Genomic DNA, 17237 nt, shown 5'->3' on the forward strand with positions numbered 1-17237 from the left:
CCGGTCATGGCCAGTACATGATCAGACGGACCACCGGCTGGTCTGCGAGTAGTGGCACCTCCGATAGGTCATCGGTAATTGGTATGGAATCACCCTCCTTATGTCTACGAGTGTGATTGCACCACCCGAGGCACACACGGAGGAACTCTCTATGGAGACGCTCGCCCACACGCTCGCCCACGACGCGCCCATTGTCTACGCGGTGGTGGACGAGGAAGGGGCGGTCGCGGCCTGGATCATCGAACTGCGCCCTGATGACGTCCTAACCGCCTTCTTCGACGGGTCCACGACGTACACCACCGACAGCACGCAATGCGCACTCGAATTCGTCAACCTGACCGAGGGCATCAACGGCCAACTTATCAACGCCACCGCCGCCCGCCACTCCACCAGCGAAGACCCGACGGCGCTGTGAGCAGCCTTGGTACAGCACCCGGCAGCCACAACACCATGACGAGGTCAGGATGGCACTCACCATCAGGCTCAAGGTCGGCACCTTCCGAAGAGCCTCGGAAATGGCAGGCTTCCAAAGCGTCTACGCCTTGGCCAAGGTCATGGAAGTCAACCGGTCGACCCTCAAGCGCGTACTGGAAGGCGACCTAAGCCCAGGCTCAGCATTCATCGCAGGAGCAGTCACCGCCCTGAAGCCGTTCACCTTCGACGACCTCTTCGAGGTGGTCACACGAGCCGCCCCACAAGAACCACAGGTTCAAGCCACGCCGAAGCCACCAGCCCACAGCCACCGGCGCCGCTGAACATCGGGTCAGCCGGGACACGCTGTATGCGTGTGTTCAAAGTTTCTTTTCTTCATCAAGGCGGCCCCCTCCGGGGGCCGCTGGCCGTTGGTGTCCAACCGACGCCGAAGGACCGACGCCCCTGTGGTGCGGCACGCCCAAGCGGGCCTGGCGGCCCGCGGGCGTGCCGCGCGAGGAAGGGCGCTGGTCCCGACGTCGGCGAGGAACGGCCAGCGACCCCCGGAGGCGACCGCAAAAGGATTACAAGAAGCGCTCGCCGCGCGGCAGGCCAGCAGGATGACCGGGACGGCACCGCCGGTTCGGCTACCGACGTGGACCGGGGCTTCGTGTCATCCCGCCGACCTCCCCGAGGGCAACCACACGCGTCAAGGGGGCAGACCCAGCCCAACGTGCCGGTACTGGCGAAAGGTGCCCCCTTGACACGCGTGGTTGGGGCGAGCCAAGTCGGCGGGATGACACGAAGCCCCTCGTCTGGCGAAGATCGGGCGGTGGAGGGTTGGCGTCGTAGGGTTCCGGCCTGGGTACTTGCCCGTACTTTCCGAGACTCAAGTGAACCGAATCAAAAACGCGATGGGCGTGGGTATAGTCGCAGGTCATGAAGTGTCTTCCCCGCGCGAGCGGGGGTGTTCCGGCGGTCTTGAGCCAGATGGCCACGTCCTCCACGTCTTCCCCGCGCGAGCGGGGGTGTTCCCCGCCGGGTGCTGATCAACCCCGCGTGGACGGAGTCTTCCCCGCGCGAGCGGGGGTGTTCCGAACGCCCAGACGGACCTGGACGTGTCCGTGATGTCTTCCCCGCGCGAGCGGGGGTGTTCCGAAGGCCGCCCGCGCCGGCGAGCTTTCGGTGATGTCTTCCCCGCGCGAGCGGGGGTGTTCCTTCTGTTCCGCCGGTACACGGCCTACCGCCCAGGTCTTCCCCGCGCGAGCGGGGGTGTTCCTGGTCTCCAGGACGACCCGGTGCAGCAGCCCGTTGTCTTCCCCGCGCGAGCGGGGGTGTTCCGCCGAGATCCACGTACGCCGGATGAACCCGTCCGGTCTTCCCCGCGCGAGCGGGGGTGTTCCCCCACGCGCTGCTCCGTGTGCTGCTGCTGGCCAGTCTTCCCCGCGCGAGCGGGGGTGTTCCGGGCTCGCGCGGACTCGGGACGGTGCAGTACGAGTCTTCCCCGCGCGAGCGGGGGTGTTCCGGTCGGCACGGTCACGCAGACCGTGACCGTGTTGTCTTCCCCGCGCGAGCGGGGGTGTTCCTGCATCACGAGGTCGGGCCGATGATCGTCCGTCGTCTTCCCCGCGCGAGCGGGGGTGTTCCGCGCCGGCACAACTCCCGTAGGCGTCTATCCACGTCTTCCCCGCGCGAGCGGGGGTGTTCCGCCTGGACGGGCGCGAGGCCCCGAGGGTCAGACGTCTTCCCCGCGCGAGCGGGGGTGTTCCTTCTGCGGTGACGGGGGAGTGATGGGCCTTTCCGTCTTCCCCGCGCGAGCGGGGGTGTTCCCGTGCACCGGGGCCACGCCGGGGGTGTGGACGAGTCTTCCCCGCGCGAGCGGGGGTGTTCCCCACACCACCAGGCCCCCGACCGCGGCGGCCGCGTCTTCCCCGCGCGAGCGGGGGTGTTCCGAGGTCCCCCACGAGGACCCGAAGCCCGCGAAGGTCTTCCCCGCGCGAGCGGGGGTGTTCCTGGCGGCCACGAGTCCATGAAACGAATCCGGGGGTCTTCCCCGCGCGAGCGGGGGTGTTCCAATGCCGAGTCGCGGGTCACCCTCCCCGGTCTCGTCTTCCCCGCGCGAGCGGGGGTGTTCCGTTGCGCAGGTTCCGCAGCAGCGCCATGTACCCGTCTTCCCCGCGCGAGCGGGGGTGTTCCCACGTGGCCGCTGGAGGAGTACGAGCAGCGCGCGTCTTCCCCGCGCGAGCGGGGGTGTTCCGGCCAAGGGTCGCAAGGCGCGGCGCAAGGCCGCGTCTTCCCCGCGCGAGCGGGGTGTTCCCGTCTCGAACGTCTCACTCCGCTAGTTCGTCTTGTCTTCCTCCCGCGAGCGGGGGTGTTCCGCAGTCGACCGCCACCAGCTCGGCGCTGCCGGGGTCTTCCCCGCGCGAGCGGGGGTGTTCCATCGGGTCTCGCTAGGAACCTGGTTCCGGATACGTCTTCCCCGCGCGAGCGGGGGTGTTTCCGAGGGTGGCCTGGTCCCCAGGACCGGCCCGGAGTACTTCTTCGCACAAGCGGGGGTGTTCCGCGCAGCGCCGTGAACGCCGAGCCCATCACCGGGTCTTCCCCGCGCAAGCGGGGCAGGTTGACCGGAACCCTGACCGCAACGACCGCTACCAGCGGCACCTATCAGCACAACGCACGATGCAGGACGACCTCGACTGACGCGGACGGTGATGAGTCTGCGGGTTGCTGGCAGTGTGAGGCCCGGTGCAGACAGAGGGTCAACTGAGAGTTGTCGGTTAGGCACACACGGCAACCAGCTAACGAATTGGCAGTTGCTTGCGATACCGAACCAATTGGAGGTTGGTCCCTATGCGCGCTCGCCTTGTTCTCGCGGTTCTACTGTTGGTCTCGCTCACCGGATGTTCTGAAGGTGATCATGCCTCAGTTATCTCTTCAACTGGAACACAGACCACGACTACTGCTACAACAACCCGGACCGCGACACCATCGCCTACGGCGACTGTTCCCAAGACGAGCCTGTTCCGGTTAGCAGAGCAGGCAAGCGGCGGCTGCTCGGGGGCTGAGTGTGCCCTCAAATTCACCATCAGCAAGATGACGGACTGCACAGGTGGCTACGCGGGTGATCCACCGCCCGCCGGGACTACTCGCAAACTACTGTGGATCGAGGTCCAAACAGGTAGTGCATACGACGTCTCGGATCTGCCCTCGGGCCTCTTCACCCAGTTCACGGCGATCAGTGAGAGCGGTGTCACTAGTGGGACAATCAATCCATCCCTGTCTTGGAGGTGTGCACCGGAGGGGAGCCGTATAGGATTTGGCGACGAGGATTGGCTGCCAGGTAAGAAGTACGCTGGAGCCGTCGAGGTCTACCTTCCTGACGACGCGAACAAGGTGTCCAACGCCCAGGGTTACTGGGAGTGGCTCGTACGTTGAGCCTCTGTAGGGCTGTGGAGCTCCACGTAGCCACAGTTCGACGCTTGACGGCACCGACCAGCTCATAAACTAACTCTCGATGCAGAGGCAAGATCATCTCTATGCCTTACCCCTGGGAAACGTCGGCAAACGACCGTAGGCGACGGTTGCCGACGTTGGACCGCTACAAGCCATCAGCCCAGGCGAGGAGCGACATCCAGGGATCACGGCTGACGATGACAGGTGTCTCGCCCTAATCCCGAGGTAGCAGGTTGGAAGGAGCGCTGAGTCGCGGGCCGGGTCGGTGATTGGTGCGCTCGATTGCCGCACCTATTGGCAGCTCAATGCTCTGACGGTGTCGACCAGTCCGCAGGCTTATTGTGGAGTGAGGTGCAAGCGAACGCAGAGGGCATGGCTGATCGCAGCCCTGAGCGTCACGATCACTACAGGCGATACCAGTTACCACCTTAAACGATGAGTACTGACTCAGCCTATTTAGGTGTTCACGCAGGTGTAATGGTTACCGACGGTCGCTCAGCCAGAAATCGAGGATCGTTCCCACCGTCTCCTCAAACAAGACTGCGATTGGCTGACAGTCTCCGGCACGTCTAGAATAGCTCCCATGAAGTCAGTTGATTCGCATGCTGCAGCTCCTCAACTTGCAGCGCAGAGGGCGCTCTCTCGTGAGCAGGCCAGTTCAATACCTTCGCTTCCCGGCGGCAAGGCAGTTTGGCTTCCGCTTGTACTCGAACTCGTCCGACAAGTCGGCGACGGCCGCGCAGTTGACCTCGACGCGAACGCAGAGTTGTCATTCGATATCGGAGAGATTGAACCTCGCCAGGGTGGCGCAGCACCGAAACTGAAGCCAGCGACGTGGCGGGACTACTACAGCTTTCTAAGGGGGCTGAGACTGGCGGAGAGCACTGCGGGCAAGATTCATCTTACCGCGACCGGCTTGAAGCTCCAGTCTGATCCCACGCCAGAACGTCTCTCAGTGATCCTCGCTGATCGCATTAGGCTGTTCGCAGAGGTTCTATCATTAATATCAGAAGAGCCGCTGACCGTAGACGAGGTTAATGACCGTATTCAAACACGTTACGGGCAGTCGTGGCGAAGTAAGGGAAACACTCGCAGTCGAATGGACTGGCAGGATGTTCTCGGCTTGATTGAAGCCGTTGGGAACCGACGCTGGCAGATAACGCAGGCCGGACGCACCCTGCTTGACGGCCGCATGATTGTCACGCCGCAAGCTTTTAACGGTGAACATGAGCAGATAGTCGAGATCTCGGAGCCTCCTGTGGAGATAGCCGCGATGCTCGACGATTTTTCGACATCAAACCGCACGCATGAGTCGCGCAGCACCTACAATATCTGGGTTCCGAGTCCATCATCGGATCCCAATAAGGTTGAAAATCTAAGAACAATTATCAATGCGGCGTTTGAAAGGATCGAGCGGGACGAATTGTTCTCGTTCATTTCTCGGAGATTCAACCTGAAGCGCAGTAGTGTGGAATCTATGCTGCCATTCATGCGCGCATCGGGGGTTCTTGTTGAGGTCGGCCGTGGAGTATTCGAGGCTACACCCGCAGCAAGAGCCTGGATTGAGTCGGGGGATGATCTGAACTTCATACGGATCCTTCATGCGAATATGCGATTCGTTGGCGAGTTGATCCGGGCTGTTGAAAACGATGTTACCCGGAACGAGATGTACTCAGAAGCGGCACTATTCGGCCTAAACACTGAAAAATGCCGATGGATTGCCAGTTTCCTCCTCGATACAGGGCTTATCGAGGAACCGCGTTATGGGAGCCTGAAGGCTACGCCACGCGGAGCTGCACTGGCCGCCGAGCTTCCCCTCGCAGATGTTCCGAATTTGCAGATTGCCCATAGGGATCAGGCCGTAAGCGATCAGCCTGTCAAAGAGGAACAGCATCTAGGGCTGAGGGAGGTCTTGGTCCGGCTGTCGCGAGAACCGCTTGCTGGAGGCGAAAGTTCAGGTCGCGCATTCGAGAATGCAATCCGGGACACCTTCCTAGCGCTGGGATTCGAAGCACGTGCAGTAGGCTGGCCATATTACGCATACCGATGTCAGTGACGTGGCGATTGAAACACACAAGAACCGTCATCAGGCGAGCCTTGTGGCGATTGTGGGTCCTGCCTTCAGCGGCGACACGATCAAAAACATGGCCGAACAAAAAGGTTGGGCCCTACTAGATGCCGAACGATTGGGAGCCCTTGCTGAAGCTTCGATTGCGCTCGGGCTTCGACCTTGTGAGGTGGGGGCACTCTTTCAGGTACCTGACGGAGTCTCGGATCTTGAGGGCCTGATTGGGGCTCGAGAGAGGGAGTTGGAGATTGTTTCGTTCCTGCTCACCAAACTAGTGGAAGAAGCGAGCGAATCCGGAGAGGCGATTTCGGCGCGCGATATCTCCAGAGACGGTCGGCGGACTGAACTGTCTCCCAGCGTCGACGAAGTCGTTGTGGCAATCAATACTATCCTGCGATTGCAGGTCGAAGCACTGCGACTAGTTGATGCGGCTGACGATCCAAAATTTGCAACGTATGTCCTGGGTGATGCATTGGCTGGGGCGGGGCAACTTCTTGCACTTGCAGGGGCAATTAAACGTGGGGTGGGCTATGTCATTAGGTCTGGCCGATAGGTGGCAAACGGAGTATTGCATTGCGTGGTCCAGATTGACATCGGGCATGTTGACTGCTTTCGTCGGAGCTTGACTTCCTACGACGATCGCTCGCCCACCCATCCTCTTTTCAAAAACCTTGACTGCCCTGCGTTCCGCTGGTTCGATGGGACGTGGGGCACTGTCTAGGGCAGTTAGGCCACGCAATCAGCGTGCAATAAGTGTAGTTAGATAGCGGTTAGGGCCGGTGCTCCCTGGTGGGTTCGAGGCAAGCTCGCCGGAGAGGGCTAGGGCTGTAGGTGAACAAGATCAAACCCCCGACTTACCCCCGACAAACGACGAGAAGTGTCCAGGCCGGGTAGCTCACGACGGTCATTCGCGTTTGAGGGGTGCGCAGGTGGCGATAGGCGGCCAAAGATACTGGCAGACAATAACCAAGCAAGATCCGCGATCTGCGGGTTCAGGGTTCGATCCCCTGGTCGCCCACCAAAGCCCCAGGTCCTCCGCCTGGGGCTGTGGCGCCTCGAGGGCGGGGTGTGGTGACCGCCGGGCGGTGCGTCGTCCGGAGGGGGCGGTGGGTTGGGGTTACCGTGGCCGGATGCGGGTGGTTACGTGGAACGTCAACTCGGCCAAGCAGCGGATGGCGCGGCTGTTGCCGTGGTTGGACCAGCGGGCCCCTGACGTGGTCTGCCTGCAGGAGACGAAGCTCGCCGACGACGCGTTCGTCGCGCTGCTGGGCGATGCCCTGGCCGAGCGCGGCTACCAGGCCGCCGTCCACGGCGAAGGCCGGTGGAACGGGGTCGCGGTGTTGTCCAGGGTGGGGTTGGACGACGTGGTGACGGGGCTCGCGGGCGCGCCCGGGTTCCCGCACCCCGAAGCGCGTGCCGTGGCGGCCACCTGCGGCGGTGTTCGCGTCTACTCGGTTTACGTGCCCAACGGGCGCGAGCCCGGTTCCGACCACTACCACTACAAGCTGCGCTGGCTGGCGGCGCTCGAGGACGCCGTCGCCCGGGAAGGCGATGACGTGGTCGTCTGCGGGGACATCAACATCGCCCCCGCCGACGCCGACGTGTTCGACCCCGCCGCCTTCGCGGGCCACACCCACGTCACCGGCCCGGAGCGGGACGCGTTGGCGCGGTTGCAGGCGCTCGGGCTGCGCGACGTCGTCCGCGACCGGTGGCCCGACGAGCGGGTGTTCACCTTCTGGGACTACCGGGCCGGCATGTTCCACCAGGACCTCGGGATGCGGATCGACCTGGTGCTGGCCTCCGCGCCGGTCGCCGGGCGGGTCCGCGCCGCCTGGGTGGACCGGCACGCCCGCAAGGGCACGGGCCCCAGCGACCACGCCCCGGTCGTCGTCGACCTCGACACCGCGCCGGACGGGGACATCGGGCCCGTGGTGCCGCCGCCGTCCGCTCCCCGCGCCCGGCGGGCCGCCGGGGTGCCCCGCTAGCCCGCCTGCTCGGGGTCGGCGCTCCGCGACTCCCCGCGGCCCGGTCGCGGGGCCAGGGCGAGGGCGACCCGCAGGGCGGTGTCCCGCACGCCGGTGAGGCGCCTCGTCCTCGCCAGGCGGTTGAGCAGCAGGGACCGCCGCGCCATGCGCTGGGTCTTCCGGCGGCGCAGCCGGTCGTAGGCGGCCAGGCCGCCGGGGACGTCGTGGGTCTTCAGGCACCCGGCCAGGGTCACGGCGTCGATGATCGCCTGGCAGGCGCCCTGCCCCAGGTCCGGTGTCATGGCGTGCGCGGCGTCGCCCAGCAGCACCACCCGGCCCCGGTGGTAGGCGGGCAGCGGGGGCAGGTGGTCCAGCGAGTGGCGCAGGACCTCGCCGGCTTCGGCCAGCACGCGCGGGATCGGGTCGTGCCAGCCCCCGAACGCCTCGCGCAGGTCCGCGTCCGGCCCGGTCATGGCGTACCAGTTGGTGCGCCCGTCGGCCCGCGGGGTCAGGCCGAACTTCACGCCCCTGCCCCACGTCTCGCCGCCGGCCCCGACCGCGAAGTCCGCGGTGCCCCGCCAGGCGATCGCCCCCGAGGGGCGGGCCCGCACGCCGAACAGCGAGAGCCTGGCGCCGCTGTGGACGCCGTCCGCCGCCACGACGAGGTCGTGGTCGCAGTCCTGCCACGCCACCGGCGCGCCGAACCGGATCGCGCCGTCCGGCAGGGCGTCGGCCAGCAGGCCCAGCAGCGCCGGCCTGGTCAGCAGGTGCACGTCCGCCCTGAGCACGCCCAGCAGCGAGCCGTCCGGCCGGCGCAGGGCGCCGTCCGGCTGCCTGCGCCCGGCGCGCCGGGCGGCCTCGCCCAGCCCCAGTTCGTCCAGCGCGCCGAGGGCGTCGCGCCAGATGCCCAGCCCGGTGCCGGTGCGGGGCAGGGCCGGCGACCGCTCGAAGACGGTGACGTCCCAACCCGACGCGCGCAGGCCGATGGCCGCGGTGAGCCCGCCGACCCCTCCGCCGATCACCGCTGCTCTCATGCCGGCGAGCGTACTACGGATGTAGTGCCGAGCACTACGGGTGTAGTGTGATCGGCGTGACGAGGCGGCAGCGGGTGCTCGACGCGGCGATCGGCGTGCTGGGCACGGCGGGGCCGCGCGGCCTCACGCACCGCGCCGTGGACGCCGCCGCCGGGCTGCCGCAGGGGTCCACCTCCAACCACTTCCGCACGCGCGACGCCCTGGTCGACGGGGTGGTGGACCGGCTGCTGGAACGCGAGGCCGAGCTGTGGGGCCGGCTGGCCGGCGACGTGTCGACACCCGACGCCCTGGCCGACGCCGTGGGGAGGGTGGTGGCGGAGCTGGCCCGCGAGCGGCTGCTCACCCTGGCCCGCCACGCGGTCTTCGTGGAAGCCTCCGTCCGCCCCGGGCTGGGCGGGCGGATCGCGGACGCCCACCGGCGGATCGCCGGGTGGGCCGTGCCGCTGGTGGCCGCGCTGGGGTCGCGCGACCCGGTGCGGGACTTCTGGTTGCTGCTGGCCGTGATCGACGGGCTGCTGACCAACCAGCTGGCCGACCCGCAGCCCGATTTCGCGCCCACCGAAGCGATTCGCACCGTTCTGCGAGGGATGCTCGGAACGCGGGACGGCTGACGGCGCGGGGGTCCGCCGGTCGCGTCGACGGGCAGCCGAAACTCCGCAACCGCTCGTCCACTTGCGCGACGACCGCGATGCGTTCGGTCATTTCCCAGGTACGGAGCTATTTCGCCGGTTACAGTCCTTCTCGACACGAGGGGGGTGCATGGGGGAGTTCTTCACAGCCGCGCTCGCTTTCCCGACTGTCGTCCTGACCATCCTCTTGGCCGCCGTGGTGCTGTTCTGGGTCCTCGCGGCGTTCGGCGTCGACCTCGACGCCGGTGTGGAACTCGCCTACGGGCTCGGCGGTGTGCCGTTCAGCGTGGTGCTCTCCCTGCTGGTGCCCATCGCGTGGTTCCTGTGCCTGTCCGCCGCCAGCCTCGTCGACGGGTTCGACGTCGCGATCCTCGTCGGGTCGCTGGTGGTCGGCTACCTCGCCGCGCGGGTGGCCGTGCTCCCGCTGCGGCGCCTGTACCCCACGTTGCCGCCCGCGTCGCGCAACGACTTCGTCGGCCGGGTCTGCGTGATCCGCACCGGCACGGTGACCGCGCACTTCGGGCAGGCCGAGGTCACCGCCGACGACGGCTCGTCGGCGATCGTGCAGGTCCGCCAGGCGGGCCGGGACGACCTCACCGTGGGCACCACCGCGCTGATCTTCGACTACGACCGGGACGGCGAGTTCTTCTGGGTCGCACCGATCCCCACCTACCCGCTGCGGGAGCACTGATGGATGTCATCACCACCGGCTTCGGCATTCTCATCGCCGTCGCCCTCGTCGTCCTGGTCGCGTTGCTGATCATGATCAGCCGGTTGTTCCGCAAGATCGAGCAGGGCAAGGCGCTGATCATCTCCAAGGTGCGCAAGGTGGACGTGACGTTCACCGGCGCGATCGTGCTGCCGGTGCTGCACCGGGCCGAGATCATGGACATCTCGGTGAAGACGATCGAGATCCGCCGCTCCGGGGTCGAGGGCCTGATCTGCCGGGACAACATCCGCGCCGACATCCGCATCACGTTCTTCGTGCGGGTCAACAAGACCGTCGAGGACGTCATCAAGGTCGCCCAGGCCATCGGCACCGCGCGCGCCAGCGACGAGGCGACGCTGCAGGAGCTGTTCAACGCCAAGTTCTCCGAGGCGCTCAAGACCGTCGGCAAGCAGCTCGACTTCGTCGACCTCTACACCAAGCGCAACGAGTTCCGCGACCAGATCATCGAGGTGATCGGCACCGACCTCAACGGCTACAGCCTGGAGGACGCGGCGATCGACTACCTGGAGCAGACGCCGATGGCGCAGCTCAACCCGTCGAACATCCTGGACGCGCAGGGCATCCGCAAGATCACCGAGCTGACCGCCATCGAGCACGTGCGCACCAACGAGTACCAGCGCGGCGAGGAGAAGGAGATCACGCGCCAGAACGTGGAGGCGCGCGAGGCGATCCTGGAGCTGGAGCGCCGCCGGGCCGACGCGGAGATCAAGCAGAAGCGCGAGGTCGAGACCATGCGCGCCCGCGAGGAGGCCGAGATCGCCAAGGTGCAGGCGGAGGAGCGGCTCAAGGCCCACACCGCCAACATCCGCACCGACGAGCAGCTGGGCATCCAGCACGAGAACAAGAACCGCGAGATCGCGGTGGCGGAGAAGAACCGCGAGCGCGTGATCGCGATCGAGACCGAGCGCATCGAGAAGGACCGCCAGCTGGAGGTCATCGGCCGCGAGCGGGAGACCGAGCTGTCCCGCATCTCCGCCGACAAGGAGGTCGAGGGCGAGAAGCGGGCCATCGCCGAGGTCGTCCGCGAGCGCATCGCGGTGGAGAAGACCGTGGCCGAGCAGGAGGAGAACATCAAGCGGCTGCGGGCGGTCGAGGAGGCCGAGCGGCTGCGCCAGACCACCGTCATCGCGGCCGAGGCCGAGGCGCAGGAGGGCCTGGTCAAGGACATCAAGGCGGCCGAGGCCGCGGAGGCCGCGGCGAAGTTCAAGGCCCGCGAGGAGCTGCTGCTCGCCGAGGCGCGCCAGCAGGCCGCCGAGCTGGACACCCGGGCGATGATCCGGCTGGCCGAGGGCAAGCAGGCCGACGCGGCGGCGGCCGGCCTGGCCGACGTGCAGGTTCGGGAGCGCGACGCCGAGGCCGTCGAGAAGGTCGGCCGCGCGGAAGCCGTGGTGCAGCGGGAGAAGGCGCTGGTCGCCGCCGAGGCGATCCGCGAGAAGCTCAAGGGCGAGGCGGAGGGCCTGGCGGACAAGGCGAACGCCATGGCCGCGTTGGACGGCGCGACCCGCGAGCACGAGGAGTACCGGCTGCGCCTGGAGGCCGAGAAGGAGGTCCGGCTGGCCGGCATCGACGTGCAGCGGCAGGTGGCCGAGGCGCAGGCCCGCGTGCTGGCGACGGGGCTGGAGAACGCCGACATCGACATCGTGGGCGGCGACGGCATGTTCTTCGACCGGGTTGTCGGCGCGATCTCGGCCGGCAAGAGCCTCGACGGGTTCGTCGACCACTCCGACGTCGCGCGGACCCTCGGCGCCTCGTGGTTGAACGGCTCGGCCGACTTCACCCAGGACATCAGCCGCGTCCTGGGCTCGTTCGGCACCGGCGACCTGAAGGACCTCACCGTGTCGGCGCTGCTGCTCAAGCTGATCAACTCGGGCGGCCCGGACCAGGACAAGCTGCGCGAGCTGCTGGCCGCCGCGCAACGCCTCGGTGTCGCCGAGCGGCCGGTGGCCGCGCTCGCCACCCAGTCGTGACCGCTTCCGTGACCGCTTCAGCGACCACTCCCGCGACCGCTCCGGCGCCCGCGACCGCGGCAGCGACCGGGCCGGCGCCCGTCGCGCTGGACGCGGGCACCTACGAGGTGCTCCGGGCCCGGCTCGCCGACCAGGCGGCCGGGCTCGCCCGGCGGGCCGAGGCCCTCAACGCGCGCCGGCTGGAGGTGTTCGGCAGCGCCGAGCTGACCCTCGTCGGCACGGAGCGGATCCGCACCGCCGACAACTGCGTCCCGCGCGACTGCGTGCCGGTCTCCGCCACCCGGACGAGCGGGTCGCGGGTCTCGGGGCTGATGCTGTTCGGCTACAACGCCCTCGCCGGCCTCAAGCCGGGGACGACGGTCGACGACGTGTTCTCGCTGCACCGCTTCACGCGCGACGGCGACGCGTTCCGGTTCGAGGACGCCGGCGACGAGCTGCCCGGCCTGCTGCGGGACCCGCAGTTCCTGCGCGACTTCGCCGAGCTGTACCGGTACTACCGCGACACCCGGCTGGTGCGGCTGCGGCGGGTGGAGGGCAGGCTGCTCGCGGTGTTCCAGACCGGCGCGGGCGTCGGGGACACCAGGGTGCTGCGCTGGCAGGTCGGGCCCGACGGGACCGTGCGGTACCTGGACAACCGGGGCGAGCGCGACCACGCCTTCCCGCCCTCGCACGACTTCGAGTGGACGCCGGTCGGCCGCGAGCACCACGTGCTGGGCCGCCACCCGCACATCTCCGTCGAGGGCGAGGTCTTCGTCGAGACGGTCGGCGGCGACCTGACCGTCAAGGTGGAGAACGACACCGAGACCGGCGAGGGGATCTACCGCGAGCCGGTGGACGAGCCGCTGCAGTCGCTGGCCGACGCGGACGTGCAGTACGCGCGGGTCGGTCCGCTGGTCCTGCTGCGCATCCGCCCGTACAACGAGACCGCGTGGCGGCACCTGGTGTTCAACACCCGCACCAAGGACGTGGTGCGGCTGGACGGCATCGGCCAGGCGTGCCAACGGCTCCCCGAGGACCAGGGCCTGATCTTCCCCGGCGGCTACCACCTCGCCACCGGGGCGGGCCGGACGTTCGACACCGAGGTGGACGAGCTGGAGTTCGAGCGGGTCATCCGCTCCACCAACGGCGAGGACGTGCTCTACGTCTTCCACGCCCGCCGGGACGGCCGCTCGCTCCTGCTGCCCTACAACGTGATCCGCAAGGAGGTCGCGACCCCGCTGACGTGCCACGGGTACTCGCTGTTCGACGACGGCACGATGGTGGTCTTCCGCGTGCTCGGCGACGAGCCGACCCGCGTGCACCCGATGCAGGTGTGGCAGACGCCGTACCTGTCCGACGCCTACGCCGCCGCGCAGCCGGTCGGCACCGGGCCGCTGGAGCGGGTCGGCAACGCCGACCTGGTGCGCGGCATCTCGGACTGCCTGTCGGTGAGCCGGCTGGCCGGCGGGATGACGCCCTCCGCGCCCGTCTTCGAGGACCTGATCGCCTCGTGCGCCAGGGTGTTCGACTCCTACCACTGGCTGGGCGACCCGGAGCTGGGCGACCTGCGCACCCCGCTGACCGAGGTGCGCGCGACCGCCGAGCAGGTGCTCGACGAGTTCGAGACCGTCCAGGCGCTGACCGACCAGGCCGCGGCGGAGCTGGCCGAGGCGGCGGAGCGGATCGCGTCGACCGTCCGCCTCGCCCGCGGCGAGGCGCCCGCCGGCGCGGACGGGTGGGTGCGGCTGCTGGCCGACCTCCGCGCCGAGCAGGGCCACCTGGTCACCCTCCGGGAGCTGCGCTACGCCGACCTGGCCCGCATCGACGCGCTGGCGGACGAGCTGGCCGCCGAACTCGGCTCCGCGGCCCGGCGCGCGGTCGAGCACCTGCGGCGGGACGACGCGTTCGCCGGCTACCACGAGCAGGTGGCGGCGCTGGTGGACCGGGCCGGGGCGATCCGCACGGTCGCCGAGGCCGAGCCGGTCACCGCGGAACTGGCCGAGCGCCAGCGGGGGATCGAGGTGCTGGCCGAGGTCGTCGGCACGCTCGACATCGCCGACGCCACCGTGCGCACGTCGATCCTGGAGCGCATCGGCGAGGTCCTGGGCGGGTTCAACCGCGCACGGGCCACTGTGGACGGTCGGCGGCGCGACCTCGCGGCCACCGAGGGCCGCGCCGAGTTCGCCGCCGAGTTCGCGCTGCTGGGGCAGGCCGTCACGGGCGCGCTCGCGGTCGCCGACACCCCCCAGCGCTGCGACGAGCAGCTCGGCCGGTTGCTGCTGCACCTGGAGGGCCTGGAGACGCGGTTCGGGGAGTTCGACGACTTCCTGGCGCGGCTGGTGGACCGGCGGGCCGACGTCTACGAGGCGTTCTCCTCGCGCAAGCAGGCGCTGCTGGACGACCGCGCCCGCCGCGCGGACCGGCTCGCCGAGTCGGCCGAGCGCATCCTGGCCGGCATCGCGCGGCGGGCCGCGGCGCTCGGGTCGCTGGACGAGGTCAACACCTACTTCGCGTCCGACCCGATGGTCGTCAAGGTCCGGGCCGTGGCCGGGGAGCTGCGCGACCTGGGCGACCAGGTGCGCGCCGAGGAGCTGGACGGGCGGGTGCTGGCCGCCCGGCAGGAGGCGGGCCGCGCGCTGCGCGACCGGCTCGACCTGTTCGACGGCGAGACGATCAGGCTGGGCAGGCACCGGTTCGCGGTCAACACCCAGCCGCTGGACCTGACCCTCGTGCCGGGGGGCGACGGGCTGTCGTTCGCCATCACCGGCACGGACTTCCGCGCCCCGGTGCAGGACCCGGGTTTCGCGGCCACCAGGCCGTTCTGGGACCAGCTGCTGGTGTCCGAGACCGCCGAGGTCTACCGGGCGGAGCACCTGGCCGCGGCGGTCCTCGCCGAGCGGCCGGCGGCCGAGCTGCACGCCGCCGCGGCCGGGGGCACGCTGCCCGACCTGGTCCGCCGGGCCGCCGAGGCCCGGCTCGACGAGGGCTACGAGCGCGGCGTGCACGACCACGACGCCGCGAGGATCCTCGACGCGCTGCTGCCCCTGCACGCGGGCGCGGGCGTGCTGCGCTACCCGCCGTCCGCGCGGGCCGCCGCGCAGCTGCTGTGGGCGCGGTCCGACGAGGGGACCAGGGCCCGCTGGTCGCGCCGGGCCGCGTCGCTGGGCCGCGCGCGGGCGAAGTTCGGGCACACCGCGGCGATCGACGGGCTGTGCGCGGAACTGGCCGGGCACGCCGGCGACCCGCTGGCCGGCGAGTACCTGTTCGAGGAGCTGTGCGGCACGCCGTTCGGGTTCGCCACCAGCGCCGCCGCGCGGGCGCTGACCGGGGCGTTCCACCGGGCCCTGGGCGACCGCGCGGAGTTCGAGGAGGACCTGCGCGCGTTCCCGGACCTGGACGACCGCCGCGCGCTGGTGGAGGGCTGGTACGAGGCGTTCCTGGCCGGCCGCGACGACCCGGACCTGCCCGAGGCGGTCGCCCTCGAGCTGTGCGGCGACCTGCCGCGGCGCGAGTCGTCCGCGCAGCTGCGGGCCACTGTGGACGGTCTGCTCGGCGCGCACCCCCGGATCACCGACCGCCGGCTGGACTTCCGGCTGGACGAGCTGCTGGCCCGCACCCGGCGGTTCCGCGAGGAGCGCGCACCCGCGTTCCGCGCCTACCAGAAGCTGCGCAACGACCTGGTGGCGCGGGAGAGGCAGCGGCTGCGGCTGGACGAGTACCGGCCGCGGGTGATGAGCGCGTTCGTGCGCAACCGGTTGCTCGACGAGGTCTACCTGCCGCTGATCGGCGACAACCTGGCCAAGCAGCTCGGCGCGGCGGGCGAGGGCAAGCGCACCGACCAGATGGGCCTGCTGCTGCTGATCTCCCCGCCCGGCTACGGCAAGACGACGCTGGTGGAGTACGTCGCCAACCGGCTCGGGCTGGTGTTCGTCAAGGTCAACGGACCGGCGCTGGGCCACGACGTGACCAGCGTCGACCCGGCCGACGCGCCGAACGCCACCGCGCGGCAGGAGGTGGAGAAGATCTCCTTCGCCCTGGAGAGCGGCAACAACGTGCTGCTCTACCTGGACGACATCCAGCACACGTCGCCGGAGCTGCTCCAGAAGTTCATCTCCCTGTGCGACGCCCAGCGCCGCATGGAAGGCGTGTGGAACGGCCGCACCCGCACCTACGACCTGCGCGGCAAGCGGTTCGCGGTGTGCATGGCGGGCAACCCGTACACCGAGTCGGGGCAGCGGTTCCGGGTGCCCGACATGCTGGCCAACCGCGCCGACGTGTGGAACCTGGGCGACGTGCTGTCCGGCCGCGAGGACCTGTTCGCGCTGAGCTACGTCGAGAACGCGCTGACCTCCAACGCCGTGCTGGCCCCGCTGTCCACCAGGGACCGGGGCGACGTGGAGCTGCTGGTCCGGATGGCCCGGGGCGAGCAGGTCCGCGCGGACCTGCTGAGCCACCCGTACACCCCGGTCGAGCTGGAGCAGGTGCTCTCCGTGCTGCGCAAGCTGCTGCGCGTGCAGGAGGTCGTGCTGGCCAACAACCAGGCTTACATCGCCTCCGCCGCGCAGTCGGAGGAGTCCCGCGTCGAACCGCCGTTCCGCCTCCAGGGCTCCTACCGCAACATGAACAAGCTGGCGGAGAGGATCGTGCCGGTGATGAACGACGCGGAGCTGGCGGCCGTCGTCGACGACCACTACCTCGGCGAGGCGCAGGCGCTGACGACCGGCGCGGAGGCGAACCTGTTGAAGCTGGCCGAGTTGCGCGGCACGCTGACCGCCGAGCAGGCCCGGCGGTGGGACGAGGTCAAGGCCGCCTACCGGCGCGCCCGGGCCCTGGGCGGCGCGGACGGCGACCCGGTGAGCCGGGCCGTGGGCGCGGTGGGGCTGCTGGCGGACCGGGTGGGCGGGGCGATCGACCGCCTGGCGCAGCGCTAGGAGCGCTGCCGGGGGCCGGGGCCGGCGCGGTGCCGTGACCGGCTCGTGCGCGGCGCCGGTATCCGGTTCCG

The 17237-nt window shown here is 68.9% G+C and carries 11 protein-coding genes and 1 CRISPR repeat array; of the genes, 10 read left to right on the plus strand and 1 reads right to left on the minus strand.

Annotated elements, in window-relative coordinates:
- Positions 1–151: 151 nt before the first annotated feature.
- From JOE68_RS16620 to JOE68_RS16645, 6 genes are all read left to right on the plus strand, one after another.
- Positions 152–415 (plus strand): hypothetical protein, encoded by a 264-nt coding sequence (locus tag JOE68_RS16620; RefSeq protein ID WP_204843253.1) that lies wholly within the window; start codon positions 152–154, stop codon positions 413–415.
- Between the two features lie 49 nt (positions 416–464).
- Complete coding sequence (locus JOE68_RS16625; RefSeq protein ID WP_239562269.1) at positions 465–755, plus strand: transcriptional regulator; 291 nt, start codon at positions 465–467, stop codon at positions 753–755.
- Positions 756–1357: 602 nt separating this feature from the next.
- A CRISPR array of direct repeats spans positions 1358–2911; the repeat unit is 28 nt; unit sequence GTCTTCCCCGCGCGAGCGGGGGTGTTCC.
- Between the two features lie 593 nt (positions 2912–3504).
- Positions 3505–3846 (plus strand): hypothetical protein, encoded by a 342-nt coding sequence (locus tag JOE68_RS16630; RefSeq protein ID WP_204843254.1) that lies wholly within the window; start codon positions 3505–3507, stop codon positions 3844–3846.
- Between the two features lie 601 nt (positions 3847–4447).
- Complete coding sequence (locus JOE68_RS16635) at positions 4448–5920, plus strand: double winged helix-containing putative transcriptional regulator (RefSeq protein WP_204843255.1); 1473 nt, start codon at positions 4448–4450, stop codon at positions 5918–5920.
- A gap of 1 nt (position 5921) precedes the next feature.
- Positions 5922–6485 (plus strand): hypothetical protein, encoded by a 564-nt coding sequence (locus JOE68_RS16640; protein ID WP_204843256.1) that lies wholly within the window; start codon positions 5922–5924, stop codon positions 6483–6485.
- 577 nt (positions 6486–7062) lie between these two features.
- Positions 7063–7917: an exodeoxyribonuclease III gene (locus JOE68_RS16645; RefSeq protein WP_204843257.1), complete on the plus strand. Its 855-nt coding sequence runs from the start codon at positions 7063–7065 to the stop codon at positions 7915–7917.
- Here the strand turns inward: JOE68_RS16645 and JOE68_RS16650 are convergent.
- Complete coding sequence (locus JOE68_RS16650) at positions 7914–8930, minus strand: FAD-dependent monooxygenase (RefSeq protein WP_204843258.1); 1017 nt, start codon at positions 8928–8930, stop codon at positions 7914–7916. The two genes, JOE68_RS16645 and JOE68_RS16650, sit on opposite strands and share 4 nt — an antisense overlap.
- A 56-nt stretch (positions 8931–8986) precedes the next feature.
- Here JOE68_RS16650 and JOE68_RS16655 point away from each other — a divergent pair, with 56 nt between their 5' ends.
- The 4 genes from JOE68_RS16655 to JOE68_RS16670 all read left to right on the plus strand — a co-directional run bounded on the left by JOE68_RS16655 (position 8987) and on the right by JOE68_RS16670 (position 17166).
- Positions 8987–9541, plus strand: coding sequence for a TetR/AcrR family transcriptional regulator (locus tag JOE68_RS16655; protein WP_204843259.1), 555 nt, complete (start codon positions 8987–8989; stop codon positions 9539–9541).
- A 148-nt stretch (positions 9542–9689) separates the two neighbouring features.
- Positions 9690–10250, plus strand: coding sequence for a hypothetical protein (locus tag JOE68_RS16660; protein ID WP_204843260.1), 561 nt, complete (start codon positions 9690–9692; stop codon positions 10248–10250).
- On the plus strand, positions 10250–12256 hold the full coding sequence (locus JOE68_RS16665) for an SPFH domain-containing protein (protein ID WP_204843261.1): 2007 nt from the start codon (positions 10250–10252) through the stop codon (positions 12254–12256). The genes JOE68_RS16660 and JOE68_RS16665 overlap by 1 nt, the downstream gene beginning before the upstream one ends.
- An 8-nt stretch (positions 12257–12264) precedes the next feature.
- Complete coding sequence (locus JOE68_RS16670; RefSeq protein ID WP_307819712.1) at positions 12265–17166, plus strand: DNA repair ATPase; 4902 nt, start codon at positions 12265–12267, stop codon at positions 17164–17166.
- Positions 17167–17237: the final 71 nt, after the last annotated feature.

The organism is Saccharothrix algeriensis, assembly GCF_016907655.1.
Taxonomy (GTDB): Bacteria; Actinomycetota; Actinomycetes; order Mycobacteriales; family Pseudonocardiaceae; genus Actinosynnema; species Actinosynnema algeriense.

Bases quoted from the DNA above. Each gene is read 5' to 3' on its own strand.
- JOE68_RS16620 (WP_204843253.1), top strand. From the start codon at position 152: ATGGAGACGCTCGCCCACACGCTCGCCCACGACGCGCCCATTGTCTAC.
- JOE68_RS16625 (WP_239562269.1), top strand. From the start codon at position 465: ATGGCACTCACCATCAGGCTCAAGGTCGGCACCTTCCGAAGAGCCTCG.
- JOE68_RS16630 (WP_204843254.1), top strand. From the start codon at position 3,505: ATGACGGACTGCACAGGTGGCTACGCGGGTGATCCACCGCCCGCCGGG.
- JOE68_RS16635 (WP_204843255.1), top strand. From the start codon at position 4,448: ATGAAGTCAGTTGATTCGCATGCTGCAGCTCCTCAACTTGCAGCGCAG.
- JOE68_RS16645 (WP_204843257.1), top strand. From the start codon at position 7,063: ATGCGGGTGGTTACGTGGAACGTCAACTCGGCCAAGCAGCGGATGGCG.
- JOE68_RS16650 (WP_204843258.1), bottom strand. From the start codon at position 8,930: ATGAGAGCAGCGGTGATCGGCGGAGGGGTCGGCGGGCTCACCGCGGCC.
- JOE68_RS16660 (WP_204843260.1), top strand. From the start codon at position 9,690: ATGGGGGAGTTCTTCACAGCCGCGCTCGCTTTCCCGACTGTCGTCCTG.
- JOE68_RS16665 (WP_204843261.1), top strand. From the start codon at position 10,250: ATGGATGTCATCACCACCGGCTTCGGCATTCTCATCGCCGTCGCCCTC.